This window comes from Methylomonas sp. DH-1 (genome assembly GCF_046097555.1).
Lineage (GTDB): Bacteria > Pseudomonadota > Gammaproteobacteria > Methylococcales > Methylomonadaceae > Methylomonas > Methylomonas koyamae.
Genome location: NZ_CP143090.1, coordinates 48,696 through 64,888, shown reverse-complemented (window position 1 = coordinate 64,888; position 16,193 = coordinate 48,696). Strand labels below are relative to the sequence as shown.

Here is a 16,193-nt window from a genome sequence, read left to right as displayed (position 1 = left end):
AAAAAATCGCCGCACTCGACGACCTGAAAAATCCCTGCTTCACTAGGCTTTCAGCGGCCAGCTTTAAGGTGGCGGGAACCGTTAACGCTCAAGTTGACCTAATCGAACGATTTGGACTAAATTATCGGAACAAACTTCCCGTCTTAGGAGGGTGCCATGCAAACTTTCACCGCCAACGAAGCCAAAACCCATTTTGGCGAATTCCTCGACATCGTTCAGCGCGAACCGGTGCGGGTGACACGTCACGACCGCGTGGTTGGTGTAATGGTCAGCGCGGAAGACTACGAAGCCATGCGGGCCTTTTATGCCGACCGCTTGCGTAAAACCATGGACGAAACCGCCGATGCAGCCGAGAATGCCGGTATGACACCGGAAATCCTCGAACAATTGCTGGCGGATGAAAGCTGAAAACTCAGGACTCATCGCTGTCGTCGACACCAACGTCTGGATCAGCAGTTTCCTGAGCAAAACCGGCGCACCGGCGTCAGTGATTCGCCAACTGGTCAGCCAAGGCAAGCCGGTGTTTTCAGTGGCCACTTATGCCGAGTTGCAGGATCGTTTGTGGCGACCCAAGTTCGATCGCTACCTGAGCATTGAACACCGCAAGCAATTGCTGCGCGATGTTGATGCGGTAGCGCACTGGGTAAGTGTTCCTCCTGAGATCGAACAACAAACCTTTTCCCGTGATCCGGACGACAACAAATTCATTCACACGGCTCTGGCCGCCAATGCGCCTTGGCTGGTGACGGGCGATCAGGATTTATTGGTGTTGGCCGAGGAATTGAAGCTCTTGGGTGTAACCATCCTGTCACCCGCCGATGCTTTGATACAGGCCGATTTTTTAACCCGGCGGATTCTAAAGCGAAGTGCAATACCTCGATTTTAAAGAATACGAACGCCCGCAAAGATTACTTAAAGCGCGCCTTTGGAATGTTTCGACAAGCTATTGGCGAAGCTGAGCCGGAAGAGGAATTGACAGGCAAGATGCGGCTAAATCAAAGAGGCTACACCATGCCACCAGAGCGCGAATTCGAGTGGTAAAAATACCATGAAAACCATCGACATCAGTGATTTCCCGGTGATGGCTGGTAGATGCCCAACTTGCCCATTTCACGAGCAAAATGAGGGGCAGAGGGAAATTGCAAACATGGTTAGGGAGCGCTGTGTTACTGCTGCATCGCAAATTTGCCATCACCCGCGATTGCACGGAAAGGAGGAGACTCATTTATGCCGCGGTGCCAGAGATTTTCAATTGCAAATTTTCCATCGATTGGGGGTGATCGATGAACCGACCGATCAAGCCTGGGACAGAGCGAAGCCGGTCGATGTTCTTCAGCGAAGAGGAGATGACTGCGGCCGTATCTGACCTTAGAGCGATGGGATCAGCGGCGATCAAAATATTGGCCGAGTCCGTTGAGCGTGGGGAGATCAAAAGAAAATCACTATCTCAGGCAGTGAAAAAGTTGGAGTTGGAGGGATTTGTGAGGGTTTTTAGCGAAGGCCCATTTTCTGAGGAATTCATAATTCGACCGACCCTTATCGGCGAGGATGCGGTTGCGGAGGTGCTGGGATATGACTAATGCAGGCCGCGGAAGAAAATTGGTCACCTGTTTGGTAAACTAGGGAAACGCTGAACAAATCTTAATGAGATGAATCTATCAGGCTTACTTGTTCATAGCCAGCTATTTAGCTTCCAGCCGCGCGAAAACATCCTCGGCGGGGACTGCGGGGCTTTCCATACCTTTGCGGATTTTCGCGCGGTATTCCTCCAGTTCGATTTCGCGTAATCGCTCGATAAAACCAATCTATTGGCTGATCTGAAGGGCAACTTTCCACAAGTGGCATTCTTCAAGCCGGTTGGCAGTAAAAACCAGCATCCAGGGTATTCCACCATTCAGGATGCCGATGCAGAAGTGCGGGAGGTTGTTGAAGTCATTCGCAACAGCAGCATCTGGCCTAGCACTGCCATCATTATCACCTATGACGAATACGGTGGCCTTTGGGATCACGTCGCGCCGCCGGTGATAGATCATTGGGGACCGGGCACGAGAATCCCAGCGATTGTTGTTTCGCCGTTTGCCAAGAAAGGCTATGTGGATCACATTGTCTATGACACCACCTCAATCCTCAAACTGATTGAGACTCGGTTTGATCTGGAGTCCTTGACGGATCGTGACGCTAAAGCCGATGATCTACGCAACGCCTTTAATTTTAAATAACCCACATTAGGAGTCACCGATGCCCATCTTTCCATTGATAGTGTTATTGGTTTTATCGATGCTGATGGTTGCCATGATTCAGGTGGAGTTTTTTGAAATCGCATTCGCCAAGCTGGGATTGACCCCACAGGGTACGCTGATGGTGTTGGTCGGAACTTTAATTGGCAGCGGGATCAATTTGCCAATCTTCAAGATAAGGACTCAGGAAAGTGGACATTTGGTCGAATTACCAGGCCGAAAACCAGTCTGGGAGTTATTCCAGCCAGCCAGAGAGGGCAATACTGTTATTGCGGTCAATGTCGGCGGCTGCGTAATTCCGGTTGGATTATGTCTCTACTTCATCTCATTGCAATTGATTGATCCTATCAAGCTGGGTATTGCATTTGCTGCTGTGACAGCATTGAGTTATCGAATGAGCCGGCCTGAGCCGGGCATTGGCTTTGGGATGCCTGTTTTTGTGGCGCCATTAGTTTCGGTCGCCATAGCGTTGATATTGGACTCAGAACATGCCGCACATCTGGCCTACATCAGCGGCGTGCTGGGCGTATTGATTGGTGCCGATGTCCTGCATCTCAAAAATGTTGGCAGCCTAGGTGTGCCCGTTGCGTCCATTGGCGGGGCCGGAACGTTTGACGGCATCTTCATGACTGGCATCATTGCGGCGCTTTTAGCCTAACTTGAATTTCTTCAAACGCTTTCGTATTCGCTATATCCTGCATCAACATGCGATTCCACATGCGCTATGGCAACAGACGACTGAAAAATTATCGGTACTGCAAAGACTGAGCGCGGTCGAAACAGCGCATCTGCGAGAATTAGCAACCCTGTTTGTGCGCGAAAAAAACATTGTCGGCGCCCATGAGTTTTTAGTGACCGATATCATGCGCGTCAACATCGCCAGTCAAGCCTGTTTGCCTATATTACATTTAGGCTTGAACTGCTTATCAGGGTGGACGGATGTTATTGTCTATCCTGGTGCTTTTCGAGTCCGTCGCGATTCCGTCGATAGTGCTGGTGTTATACATCAGCAGGAAAGGATTTTAAGTGGCGAATGCTGGTCGCGTGGCCCAGTAATACTATCCTGGGCTGATGTCGAACAGGATATGCAAGAAAGCCATTCCGGTCGGAATGTCGTCATCCATGAGATTGCCCACAAGCTCGATGCACTGAATGGTAGTAACAATGGCTATCCCCCTTTGCATTATGAAATGCGCGTACCAGAGTGGACAGCAGCTTTAACGACTGCATATGAAGGATTGATTGAACGCCTTCAACATCACCAGTACAGTTACATCAATTCATATGCCGCAACAAGTCCTGCTGAATTTTTTGCGGTCGTCAGTGAATATTTCTTCTCCCTTCCAGAGGTATTGCAAGCACATTACCCTGACGTCTATCGGCAATTGAAGCTCTATTACCGACAGGACCCTTTAGAACGGCAGCGGTCAATTTCTTGAAGGGGTGGTGATCAAATTTCTGATGTTGAGAAGTGACCCCATTCGTTTGAACAGCAAAACCGGAATTTAAAGTGAAATCCCTACCATGGTTTAGGCAGCCAACTTGAGGATTAGCAAGCCATCGTTATACGCCTGTTGTGGCGTTTTTCGTTCCAAACTGGAATGCGGTCGTTCGTGGTTGTACCACTTGAAATAATCAAAAATTGAGGCGCGGGCTTGACCGACTGAATCCTAAACGTGCTGGTAGACTCGTTCGTATTTGACGGATCGCCATAGCCTTTCCACTAAGACATTATCCCGCCAGGCGCCGCGACCGTGTTTTGAGGATCGACGTCCGGCAAATTGTCGTAAACCTGCTCGACGGTTTGGTTTTCGGTTAAGGCTTTGACAACGGCCGGCAAGGGCTCAGCCCGGATACCGGGCAAATCTTGTTCCAAAGGATTCACAATCGGGAACGCCAATTTCTCCAGCGGCGGGCAAAACTCCGCGTTCACGCCGCGCTTATTGCCACGCGCGTCGATCCGGTACCAGCCGTATTGCTGCAAGTAGACCGCATTCAATCCGTGCAGACAAAAAGAGGGTTGGTCGCCGTCTATCGTCAATCGCTGGTAACACAACCCGGCGGGAATGCCGTTGGCGCGTAGCAACGCGGCCAGCAAATGGCTTTTGGCATAACAATAGCCGGTGCCGTGGATTAACACCTCGGAGGCTTTGCAGGTCAAGGGATTCTGCTGGTAGTCCCAACTATGTTTGATCTGGTCGCGGACGAATTCGAAACAGCGCTTGGCGATCTCTTCCTCATCGGCGCAGCCCTCCGCAAATTTTGCCGCTTTCGCTACGATCAGCGGATGTTGGCTGTCGATATAGTGGCTACTGTCGAGGTAGGGATTCATTACCTCGCGTTGGATTTGTGCCAATACTCCGTTCAATAAAGCCGAGATCTCCGGCAAAGCCAACAAGTTCTCCTCTGTGACATTCGCGCTCGGCAACGGTAAAGTGATCGATGCCGCTTCGATCAGGTTGGCCGACATGGTGGTCAAGGTTTCCCGGAGCGCGGCGTCGGCGTGATGGGCCCGCGGCGTCGCGTTCAATACCACCACCGGTTTGTTAACAAAGCCTTCGAAGCCCACCAGCCAATCCAGTGCGTTTTTGATGGTACCGGTAACGCCGTGGGCATATTCCGGGCTTGCGATCAGCAAGGCATCCGCCGAGGCGACTTCGTTGCGTAATAGCTGTGCGGCGGCCGGAGGCGCGTTTTCCAAGTCCGGATTGTACAAGGGCAAATCGCCAAGTCTCGCGAACAAATAGACTTCCATAGAGACCGGCGCCAGAAGCCTCACCGTGCGCAACACGGCCGAATTGATGGACGCTGCCCGCAAGCTGCCGGATAAAGCCAGTATTTTCATTGCAGAGTTACGAGTTGCATGTCAGGGAAAAGTGGTGGCGGCTCAATTGAAAGCCCCGGTTAAGATACCATTGATGCGCATGATGGCGCCGATAAACGGAATCCAAAGTTACGCCACGGCAACCGTGCGCTTAACGCATGCTGGATCAGCCAATCGAACAAGGCGCTGGCAGAATCTTGCGAAGTATCGCCGCTTAACGTGGCCAAATCGTCGATATACAGTATTTTGCCCCAGGCCAAAAACTCGGAGAAACGAAAACCCGCCACGCTTTTAACGGCACCTTGTTGTCTAACAGCCAGAATTTGGTAGGACTGCGTTTGTTGGCGGCGAACCTAGGCTAAAAGCTGTTCCTGCGAAAGATGCGGGCGCAACTCGCTGAACACAGGAAAACAGGCTTCGAAAGTCATGGCTAGGGTTTAACAAATAAATCAAAAGGCCGCTTGGGCGACTTTCTTGAATCGGCCAGTATCCGTGTCACGTTTGACCCAGTGTCCTGATGGAGTTTGAGTTTGTGAACGATCTCGTACTGCGCCATTGCGATGCCCATCGCCTTTCGGTGGATTTGTAGCCATGCGACCTCCTTTGGGTATAAGTAATGATCTACAGATTTATAAAACATACTCATTATGATCATGTCAAATATCCAATAAGTTGCTTTACCCTGCCAGATCTATAGAATACCCCTCCATGAATACCATTGCCCCTTATCCAGACATCATTGATACGCTTAGTCATGCCCAACGGGAGCGGCTCATCTTCATTGAGTTTCGGTTGTATTTTCTCGGGGATGCACGGCGACAGGATTTGATTCAGAGATTCGGAGTTGCTCCAGCAGTTGCGACAAGGGATTTTGCCCAATACCGAGAAATCTTTCCTGACAACATTAGCTTTGATAACAAAGCAAAATACTATGTGATAGGGGAGGGCTTCGTACCAGCCTTTAATCATGTACCCGAGCGGGTCTTGACAGCACTTTCTCAGGGATTCGGTGACGGCATTAGTGGCGGCGGCAGTTCTCTGCTGTCCTGTGAATTACCCAGAATCTTAAACCAGCCAACCATGGCGATTCTTGCGCCTATTACTCGAGCCATTCATCAACAAAAAATAGTCAACATCGAGTACGTATCGCATTCAAGCGGAGCATCAACCCGTGAAATTGCCCCATTTGCCTTGGTAAACGATGGGCTGCGTTGGCACGTTCGTGCTTTTGACCGAAAATCCAAGGAATTTCGTGATTTCGTTTTTACTCGGGTCCGGAAAAGCCAGTTCATTGAAGACAGCACCATTCAGAGTGATGAGCTACCCTCTGCCGATATCCAGTGGAATCGCATTGTTGAATTAGATTTGGTACCACACCCCAATCAGGAATACCCTGAAATTATTGAGTGCGATTACGGCATGACAAACGGTGTATTGCACCTTAAATTGCGAGCGGCAGTCGCCGGGTATGTACTTCGCCAATGGATCGTCGATTGTTCAGCCGATCATAAGCTAAAAGGAAAGGAATACCGACTTTGGCTTAAAAATTATCTCGCGTTATATGGCGTTTCCACTGCACTACTGGCGCCAGGCTATGAAGTGCCGGATTAAAGTCAACCCAAAAACGCTAGACGCACCGATCCACAGGTTAGGGGGAGGGGTGTGACAGTAGCCAAGCTGATCCTTGGCGAGATGCACCGAGTCGATCACTAAAATCATAGGGCAACATATAATGACCGCATCAAATCACACCAGCCCACTGGATAGCGGTATTGCCGTGATTCATTCCAATCAACTGGAAGAACTCCGGGATGTCCTAGAATATTGGCTACGCCAACACCCGCTAGCCCCCTTGGAAAACGAGATTTTCCTGGTGCAGAGCAATGGCATGGGGCAGTGGTTGAAACAAAACTTGGCCCAAAACGCCTTATTAGGCATTGTTGCCGCGACTAAAGTGCAATTGCCCTCGTTGTTCATCTGGAGTGCCTATCGTGCGGTATTGGGCGAGCAAATTCCCAAAGAGCAACTCCTGGCCAAAGCCCCGCTGATTTGGCGTTTGTATCGTTTGTTGCCCAAGCTGATCACTCAATCTGGTTTTGAAACCCTGGCCGGCTTTTTGGCGGATGACAGCAACAGCCGTAAACGCTATCAATTGGCCGAACAACTCGCAGATCTGTTCGACCAATATCAGGTGTACCGTTCGGACTGGATTTCGGATTGGGCCGATGGGAATGATGTGTTGCGCAACGCCCACGGTGAGATCAAGCCTCTGCCCGAACAACAGCACTGGCAAGCCCTTTTATGGCGGGCGGTGCTTGAGGATTTGGGCGAGGCGTCGATGCAGTTCGCCAGTCGAGCATCGGTGCATGCCCAGTTTATGACGCATATCGACACGCTGGATCAGCGTCCAGCGGGGATTCCTCGGCGGATTATTTTGTTTGGGTTGTCGTCCCTGCCGCAACAATCGCTTGAAGTGTTGGCCAAGCTGGGCAAGTTTTGTCAGATTGTCTTATTTGTCCATAACCCTTGCCAGCACTACTGGGCCGATATTATCGAAGACAAGGAACTTCTCAAAGCCGAGCGGCGGCGGCAGTCCTATAAAGCGGGGATGACCTCCTCATTGACCGCCGAAGAACTGCACCTTCATGCGTCGCCGTTATTGGCCGCCTGGGGTAAACAGGGCCGTGATTACATTCGCTTGCTGGACCATTTTGATGAAACCCAGCACTATGAGCACTGGCATTGGCCGCAGAACAAAATCGATCTATTCAAAGACTATGGGGAACTCGGTCAACGCAGTTTATTGCAACATCTCCAGCAGTCCATTCTTGATCTGGAGCCTTTGCCGGAAGAGCCCATGCTCCTACCCGCAGCGGATGATTCCATCGCCTTTCATATTGCCCATAGCGCGCAGCGGGAAGTCGAAATTTTGCACGATCAATTGCTCGCCCGTTTTGCCGCCGCCAAACAAAACCGGGAACCGCTTTACCCGCGCGATGTGATTGTGATGGTGCCGGACATCAATCAATATGCGCCGCATATCCGCGCGGTGTTTGGCCAGATTCAAGCGGATGATCCGCGCTATATTCCCTACAGTTTGGCCGACCAACAGCAACGCGGTCAAAACCCCATGCTGGTGGCCGTCGAGGCCTTACTGAATTTGCCGGAATCGCGTTTTGCCGTCAGCGAGTTTCTGGGCTTACTGGAAGTGCCGGCACTGCGGGCACGTTTTACTATCGATGAAGCGGCTATTCCCAAATTACACCAATGGATTGAAGAAGCCGGCATTCGTTGGGGCTTAAATGCCGAACAACGTACCCAGACGGTGAGTATGCCGTCCCATCTGGAGGCCAATACCTGGCAGTTTGGTTTACGCCGAATGTTATTAGGTTATGCGGTGGGTGCCGGCGAAGCCTTTGCACAGATCGAGCCTTATCCCGAAATTGGCGGGCTGGAGGCGCAATGGGTGGGCGATTTGTCCTTTCTGTTGGAGACGCTTGAGAAATTCGCCTTGTTACTCAAGCGTGAACAAAATACCAAAGATTGGCAACGGACCCTGTTAGCGCTGCTGGACGACTTTTTTAGCGTCAGCAACGACCAGGAACGAAAAACCCTGGAAACGCTGACCAGTTCCTTAGCTAAGTGGGGCCAGTCCTGCGAGCAAGCAGGTTTAACGGAAACGGATACGATGCCGATTAATGTGGTGCGTGAGGCCTGGCTCTCCAGCGTGGATGAACCGTCCTTGCAGCAACGTTTCCTCAGCGGCCGCGTCAATTTCTGTACCTTGATGCCGATGCGCGCCATTCCATTCCGGGTGATTTGCCTGTTAGGCATGAACGACGGCGACTATCCGCGCAATCAACAAGCACCCAGCTTTGATCTGATGAGCCAACGAGGCCAATATCGTCCCGGCGACCGTTCGCGCCGGCAGGACGATCAGTACCTGTTTCTGGAGGCCTTATTGTCGGCGAGACAGCAGTTGTATATCAGCTGGGTAGGGCGCAGCATCCGCGATAACAGCGAGCGACCGCCTTCGGTGTTGATCAGTCAATTACGCGAAGTGTTAGCTCAGGGATGGCGGCTTGCGGATGAGGTTTCCTTACTGGCGTCCTTGACCGTCGAACATCCACTGCAACCGTTTAGTTTGGCCTATGTGCTGCAAAATCGTGATCCGCGGCTGTTTACCTATGCGCGGGAATGGTATGAGCCGGCAACGGATAGCCATTTATCCGAGCGATCTGTACCCAATCTGGAAGCAAAAGGGTTCACGCTTTCTCTGGAGTCGCTGGCCCGCTTTTTAAAAGCCCCAGTCAAAGCCTTCTGCAATCATACCCTGAAGTTTGGCTTCGATGAGGAAACGGTCACCAGCGAAGATCATGAACCGTTTGGCTTTGACGCGTTGCAAGCCTATGTATTGAGTGAAGCCTTGCTGCAACGCTTAAACAGCGAACAGGCGAACGGCGCCGATCTCGATGACACCGCGGCGTTTTTTACCCAGCAACAATCCGCCATGGCCCAGCAGGGCCTGCTGCCTTTAGGCGGATTTGCTCAGGCCACCTATGACGCCATCAGCGAACCGGTCAAATTGGCCTGGCAGCAGTACCAAGCAATACTGCCCATCTGGTCCAGCGAACTCGAAGCTCATGCCACCCATTTGCCGCCCTTTACCCTGACCGATGGGGTGACGGTACATTTGACGGGTGATTTGAGCCAGTTACGGCGTAGCAGCGATCAGCAGGGGGATGGCTTGATTTATTTGACCGCTCAGCGCTTGATCAATAAAGACAAGACCCTCAAATACCCCAATTTGTTATTACATTGGGTGCAGCATCTGGCGGCGTGTGCCGATCATTTACCGGTACAGACGCTGGTGATTGCCGCCGATACGGTGATTGAAATCCCCGCCATCGATCAAGCCGAGGCTTATGCGCACCTGCAATCCCTGGTCGAAGCGTATCACCAAGGGATGCAAGCCCCGTTGCCGGTGGCCTGCAAAACCGCTTTTGCCTGGCTGGCCGCCGCTGCCAACAGTGATCAGGATAAAGCCCTGGAAAAAGCCATCAGCCGATACCAAGGGGATGATTGGACGCCAGGGGAGGTAGATTACGATGCCTATCTGACACGATTCTTTCCGGATTTTGCCAGTTTAAACCAAAGCCCTCAGGAAACCGCTCAAAAGTCGGGTCAAAACAACTATCAAGATAAGGCTTTTCAATATTGGGTGGAAACGCTGTATCAACCGGCCTTTAATCAAATCCAGCAAACCGAAATCGCACAGGGAGTGTCAGAATGAGTACGGCTATTGCGTTAAATCCGGTGACGTTTCCCTTGTCCGGGACCCGCTTGATTGAGGCCAGCGCCGGGACGGGTAAGACTTATACCATTGCGGCACTCTATGTGCGCTTGATACTGGGGCATCAACCCGACGACTCACTTCCGAGGCGTGAGTTATTGCCACCGGAAATTCTGGTGGTCACGTTTACTGAAGCTTCGACTAAAGAGTTGCGCGAACGGATTCGAGAGCGTCTTAGCCAGGTCGCGCGTTTTTTCCGTGAGAAACCGGTGAAAAGCGATGCCTTTCTGGAAGCCATCCGCGCGGATTATGATCCGGCTCTCTGGCCAGCCTGTGCCCGGCGTCTGGAACTGGCCGCCAACTGGATGGACGAAGCGGCTGTCTATACCATCCATAGCTGGTGTAATCGCATGTTGCAACAACATGCGTTCGATAGTGGCAGCCTGTTTCATCAGGAGGTCAATACCGACGATACCGAACTGTTGAACGAAGTGGTTAGAGATTATTGGCGCACGTTCTATTACGAAATGGCGCACGACGACCCGGACTTTCTGGCGCTCTATGGCCTTTTTCAGCAACCGGATAACTTACTCGGGGAAATTCGATCGCTGTTAAATAACGCCGATCCAATTCCAGACTGCCTGACGCCCGATCAAGACATCAAAACCTTGATGACCGCAGTCAATACCGCCAAACAAGAGGCTTTGCAATTACTCAAGCAGCCCTGGGGAGTATGGGCAGATGAAATTAAAGCGTTAGTGGAAACAGCAGTTAAAAACAAAGTACTGCCTGGCGTAAACTATAAGTCCAATTCCATTCAGAGCTGGATCGGTAAAATAGCAACCTGGAGTTCTGATCCAAATCAGGAATCGCTTGATCTTCTAACGGGTTTTAAAAGCCTTTCGCCGGCCGGTATGGCAAACCTCGCCAAATCGGGTCAAACGCCACCCGTGCATCCCGGCTTTGAGGCGATTAGCCGATTACCGGGGCAACTCGCGGCATTACCGAATTTAAAAATCGAACTGATCAAACACGCCATCCACTGGATTCGCAACCGTTACGACAGTGAAAAGCAACGTGTGGCGCGGATGACGTTCGATGACATGCTGACCCGCCTTGATCAAGCCCTGCAAGGCAACAACGGTCAGCGCTTGGCAAGCGTGATTCGGCAGCAATACCCCATCGCCTTAATCGATGAGTTTCAGGATACCGACCCGGTTCAATACCGTATTTTTTCCACCCTGTATCCGGCAGAGGGCAATGCTGAGTTGGGCTGCTTGATGATAGGCGATCCTAAACAAGCGATCTACTCGTTCCGGGGGGCCGATATTTATACCTATCTCAGGGCGCATCAAGATACGGAGGGGAAGCATTACACGCTAGGCACTAACTACCGCTCTACCCAACATCTGGTGGACGCGGTGAATCAGGTCTTTCTATATGCCGATCAGCAGCCCAACGGGGCTTTTCGGTTCAAACGCGAGAATGATAATCCCTTGCCGTTCATTGCTGTGGCCGCCCAGGGCCGTGAGGATGAATGGGTCATCAACGATCTGGCGGCGCCGGCCTTAACGCTCTGGCATTGGGATATCACCGATGCCGATGGCCAGCTAAAGCCCGTGGGACTGCCGGAATATCGGCAAACCATGGCCGAGGTGACGGCCAGCGAGATTGTGGGCTTGCTGAATTTGGCGACGCAAGGCCGTACCGGTTTTAAATCATCAAAAAAGTTAAAGTCCTTACAACCTTCGGATATTGCGATTTTAGTCAGAAGCGGCGCCGAAGCCAAAGTGATGCGAAACGCACTGGCCAGACGCCAATTGCGTAGTGTTTATCTGTCCGAGCGCGACTCGATCTTTGCCAGCCGTGAGGCGAAAGACCTGTTGCTGTGGCTGAAAGCGCTCGCCGAACCGCGTAATGAACGCAAGGTGCGCACCGCGTTAAGTACCGCCACCTTTGGTTGGTCTTATCAAGCGCTGCAGCAACTGGCGATAGATGAGCCAGGTTGGGAAGAGCAATTGGAACGTTTCCTGGGTTATCAGGCGCGCTGGCAACAGGATGGTATTTTGCCGACCTTGCGGCAACTGATGAGCGATTATGGCTTGCATGCGCGGCTCACCGCGGACAGTGAAGGCGAACGCTGCATCACTAATCTATTGCATCTGGCGGAGCTTCTGCAACAAGCCAGCGGCCAGCTCGAAGGCGAGCAGGCTTTAATCCGTTATCTGGCGGAGGCTATCGAAGCCGAGAGTAGTCAATCCGGCGACGAAGGTATTATCCGTCTGGAAAGCGATGCCAATCTGATCAAAATCGTCACCATCCATAAATCCAAGGGCCTTGAGTATCCCTTGGTGTTTCTGCCTTTTATATGCAGCTTTCGGGAAATCAACAGCCGATTCAATACCCACTACCGCTATCACGATGAACAGCAAATCCTCAACATCGATTTGACGAAGGCGGATGACATTAGGGCGTTAAGCGATGAAGAACGCCTGCAGGAAGACTTGCGCTTACTGTATGTCGCCATGACTCGAGCGCAACATGCCTGCTGGTTAGGGATAGCGCCGATTAAATTCGGCAATACCAAGGAATGCCAGCTGGAAAAATCCGCCATGGGTTCGCTGTTGAACTGGCAAGCCGGACTGTCCGTCGGCGCGTTGGGTTCACAACTGACGCACCTGAAAGGCCATTGCGAGTCCATCCTGCTGACCGGCTTACCCACCATCAACGATGAGCTTTACCTTGCCCCGCAACAAACGGAGCAATTGGAATCCACGCGCACTGCCGCCGCCAGAATTGCCAATAATTGGTGGGTGGCAAGCTATAGCGCCCTGCAAATTGAAGAGACTCAGTTGATCCAGGAGGAGCAACCGCCTCTGCCGCAAGAACTGGAAACCGCCCGGGACGATAAACAAAATGATGAAGCGGACCTGAATCTCGCGCCGACGCTAAAGCCACTGGCCGGCATTCACGGTTTAGCCCGAGGCTCAGGGCCTGGGGTGTTGATTCATGACCTGCTGGAGCAATGCGCACAATTAGGTTTTTCGACTGTGCAGGCCAATCCGGCGCTAGGCCAACAATTAATCCAAAAGGGCTTTACCGCCAGTGAATGGACTCACAAACAAGAGATTATTGCCTCGGCATTATCGGTCTGGTTAAGCATGCCCTTGTTGGAAGGTGAAAATCTGAGTTTGGCTCAACTGGGTGCCGATGACTATCAGGCTGAAATGGAGTTTCTGCTGGGGGCGGACGCCGTCAATGTTCAAGCCTTAGACCAGCTGGTGACCCGACATACCTTTGCAGGGCTTCCCCGGCCGAGTTTGCTGCCGAGATTCGTCAACGGCTTATTAAAAGGCTTTATGGATTTGGTGTTTGTGTATCAGCAGCAATATTACGTGGTGGATTACAAGTTTAATAGCCTGGGCAATGATGATGCGAGTTATACGCAGGAGGCTCTTGAACAGGCGATGCTGTCAAAACGCTACGATTTGCAATATTCACTCTATTTACTGGCGTTGCATCGTTTGCTGAAGGTTCGGCTGGGTGAACAGTACGATTACGATACGCATATCGGCGGCGGACTGTACTTATTTCTGCGTGGATCGCAAAGCCCAAGCGGTGGCCGGCTGTTGACTAAACCGCCGCGTGAACTCATCGAGGGCCTGGATAAACTGTTTTCGGCATCGACGCTGAATGGAGACACACTATGACGCAGGGATTATCCGTACTTGAAAACATGGATCAATGGATAGTGCGGGGTTGGTTAAGCCAGTTGAACAGAGCTTTCGTCCGTTTTCTGCTCGATCAGGATCAGAATGCGAGCGATGCCGTCCTGTGGGCCGGGGCTCTGGTCAGTCACCAGCTGGATCGAGGTGAAGTGTATCTGGATTTAGAAAAACTCTGTCAACAGCCTGGCTTAACGCTGGCCATTCCGACCGATGATGCCTGGAAAGTCGAGCATGAATTGGCAAACCGCGAGTTATCGGCGCTGCAAGCATTTAATTTGGAACATTGGCTATCGGCGCTGAAACAATCGAAGCTGGTTGCGTTGGGGCAGGGCAGCACACCTTTGGTTTTGGAAGGGGGGCGTTTATATTTACGGCGTTACTGGCACTATCAACAAACCCTGAATACGAGTATCCAACAACGCTTGCGGCCAATCCGAGAGCATTTGCCCGTCGCGTTGCGCGATCAATTAACAGACTTGTTTCCTGCTATCCCTGAAACAGCTGAAAACTCAAAGATCCCAGATTGGCAAAAAATCGCCTGTGTGTTGGCTTTGCGTTCGCGGTTTACCATCGTTACCGGAGGACCGGGTACCGGTAAAACCACGACGTTGACGAAGCTCTTAGCACTATTGATTAACCTAACCCAATACGAATCAAACCATACGAAAAAGCTGAATATTTTATTAGCCGCACCCACCGGCAAAGCGGCCGCTAGGGTCAGTGAATCCATTGGCAAGGCGCTGGATCATCTAAACGTCAGTGAGGACATCAAACAAGCCATCCCCAAGAAAGCCAGCACGTTGCATCGCTTGCTAGGAAGCCGGCACGACTCTCGGCGATTTATTCATCATCGAGATAATCCCATCGTCGCGGATATTGTGGTTGTCGATGAGGGCTCGATGATAGATCTGGAAATGATGGCCTCGTTGCTGGATGCGCTACCGGATACTGCCCAATTAATATTGCTGGGCGACAAGGATCAATTGGCGTCGGTCGAAGCCGGTTCTGTGATGGGGGATTTATGCTTTGGCGCCGAAAACAGTGCCTACGACGAGTCGACACGGGCATGGATTAACCAGTATGCAGGTGAGCTGTTAGATGCGCCCACAGTTACCGGTTCGGCGATCAACCAACAAACCATCATGCTTCGGTATAGCCACCGGTTTAATGAACTCAGTGGTATTGGCCAGCTGGCCAAAGCGGTGAATCTAGGGAATGCCGAGCAAGCCCAAGCCGTCTTAAATAATCTAAGTACCTATGCGGATTTAATACCTGAACCGCGTACAGAGTATTTAAAGCTGAGAGAACAGCCTAATCCGGATGCGGCAAACCGCTTGTTAAAAAAACTGGTGACCTTGAATGCCGGCGTCAATGACAACGGCAAACCCAATGATCGTCAAGGCTATGGCTATTATCTGGCAGTGATCGAGGAAAATCGTCCTGCCGATAACACCCAATACGATGACTGGGCTAAACAAGTGCTGGTAGCCTTTGATACCTTTCAGGTGCTCTGCGCTCTGCGCCGTGGCGTGTGGGGAATAGAAGAGCTCAATCAGCGCATCGAAGACTGGTTGTTTCCACAACAAAAAACCAGCCTTTGGTATGAAGGCCGTCCCGTCATGGTGACTCGGAATGATTACAATTTGGGCCTGATGAACGGCGATATCGGCATTGCCCTTAAAGACAGCAACGGGAAACTGAGGGTGGCATTTCCAAACGACGATCCCTTGGCTGACATCAAGATACGCTGGATATCGCCGATGCGGCTGCCGGATGTGGAAACCGCTTTTGCCATCACGGTTCATAAATCCCAAGGCTCGGAGTTTAGTCACGTTGCCTTGGTGCTGCCTGAAAACAGAAGTCCTGTTATTACCCGTGAACTGATCTATACGGGCATCACCCGAGCGAAAGAAAACTTCACCTTGCTGGAAAGTAGTAGGGATGTGTTTAATCAAGCAATTTTGGCATCTTGCATTTTTATGTAACTGTTTTTAATACGATTAAAAAATTGCGCAGGTTTGAGCTGAGCCCCCTAGCCCAGTTATGATATTACTTCGCATAATATAGGTTATGTTAAATTATTGCAATTTAAAGGCATTGTTTAAAATAAA

12 protein-coding genes and 1 pseudogene are annotated in these 16,193 nt (G+C 51.3%); 11 read left to right on the top strand and 2 right to left on the bottom strand.

What is annotated here, in order from left to right; all coding sequences use genetic code 11:
- The first annotated feature begins 156 nt into the window (after positions 1–156).
- From VXJ35_RS22885 to VXJ35_RS22855, 7 genes are all read left to right on the top strand, one after another.
- Complete coding sequence (locus VXJ35_RS22885) at positions 157–408, top strand: type II toxin-antitoxin system Phd/YefM family antitoxin (protein WP_064023694.1); 252 nt, start codon at positions 157–159, stop codon at positions 406–408.
- Entirely contained in the window at positions 398–886 is a 489-nt protein-coding gene (locus VXJ35_RS22880; protein WP_064023693.1) for a putative toxin-antitoxin system toxin component, PIN family, read from the top strand. The genes VXJ35_RS22885 and VXJ35_RS22880 overlap by 11 nt, the downstream gene beginning before the upstream one ends.
- 162 nt (positions 887–1,048) lie before the next feature.
- On the top strand, positions 1,049–1,366 hold the full coding sequence (locus tag VXJ35_RS22875; RefSeq protein WP_157198337.1) for a hypothetical protein: 318 nt from the start codon (positions 1,049–1,051) through the stop codon (positions 1,364–1,366).
- A complete protein-coding gene (locus VXJ35_RS22870; protein ID WP_157199373.1) occupies positions 1,347–1,580 on the top strand; it encodes a hypothetical protein in 234 nt (77 codons plus the stop codon). The genes VXJ35_RS22875 and VXJ35_RS22870 overlap by 20 nt, the downstream gene beginning before the upstream one ends.
- A 228-nt stretch (positions 1,581–1,808) precedes the next feature.
- Positions 1,809–2,219, top strand: a complete 411-nt coding sequence (locus VXJ35_RS22865) for an alkaline phosphatase family protein (RefSeq protein ID WP_064023691.1) — start codon at positions 1,809–1,811, stop codon at positions 2,217–2,219.
- A 19-nt stretch (positions 2,220–2,238) separates the two neighbouring features.
- Positions 2,239–2,895 carry a DUF1614 domain-containing protein gene (locus VXJ35_RS22860; RefSeq protein WP_064023690.1) on the top strand — a complete coding sequence of 219 codons (657 nt, stop codon included), beginning with the start codon at positions 2,239–2,241 and terminating at the stop codon, positions 2,893–2,895.
- Between the two features lies 1 nt (position 2,896).
- Positions 2,897–3,676, top strand: coding sequence for a zinc-dependent peptidase (locus VXJ35_RS22855; RefSeq protein WP_064023689.1), 780 nt, complete (start codon positions 2,897–2,899; stop codon positions 3,674–3,676).
- Positions 3,677–3,766: 90 nt separating this feature from the next.
- Here VXJ35_RS22855 and VXJ35_RS22850 read toward each other — a convergent pair.
- Together VXJ35_RS22850 and VXJ35_RS22845 are read right to left on the bottom strand one after the other, a co-directional pair.
- Positions 3,767–4,000: pseudogene (locus VXJ35_RS22850) on the bottom strand (integrase core domain-containing protein); the annotation flags it as partial.
- A complete protein-coding gene (locus tag VXJ35_RS22845; protein ID WP_082881127.1) occupies positions 3,961–5,082 on the bottom strand; it encodes an NAD(P)H-dependent oxidoreductase in 1,122 nt (373 codons plus the stop codon). The pseudogene VXJ35_RS22850 and the gene VXJ35_RS22845, both read right to left, overlap by 40 nt.
- Before the next feature lie 687 nt (positions 5,083–5,769).
- On the opposite strand from VXJ35_RS22845, the gene VXJ35_RS22840 reads away from it, so the two are divergent.
- From VXJ35_RS22840 to recD, 4 genes are all read left to right on the top strand, one after another.
- Positions 5,770–6,672 (top strand): WYL domain-containing protein, encoded by a 903-nt coding sequence (locus tag VXJ35_RS22840; protein ID WP_064023687.1) that lies wholly within the window; start codon positions 5,770–5,772, stop codon positions 6,670–6,672.
- Positions 6,673–6,793: 121 nt separating this feature from the next.
- On the top strand, positions 6,794–10,354 hold the full coding sequence (gene recC / locus VXJ35_RS22835) for an exodeoxyribonuclease V subunit gamma (protein ID WP_064023686.1): 3,561 nt from the start codon (positions 6,794–6,796) through the stop codon (positions 10,352–10,354).
- On the top strand, positions 10,351–14,064 hold the full coding sequence (gene recB / locus VXJ35_RS22830) for an exodeoxyribonuclease V subunit beta (protein ID WP_064023685.1): 3,714 nt from the start codon (positions 10,351–10,353) through the stop codon (positions 14,062–14,064). Before recC ends, recB begins: the two co-directional genes overlap by 4 nt.
- Complete coding sequence (gene recD / locus VXJ35_RS22825) at positions 14,061–16,067, top strand: exodeoxyribonuclease V subunit alpha (RefSeq protein WP_064023684.1); 2,007 nt, start codon at positions 14,061–14,063, stop codon at positions 16,065–16,067. The genes recB and recD overlap by 4 nt, the downstream gene beginning before the upstream one ends.
- The last annotated feature ends 126 nt before the right edge of the window (positions 16,068–16,193 follow it).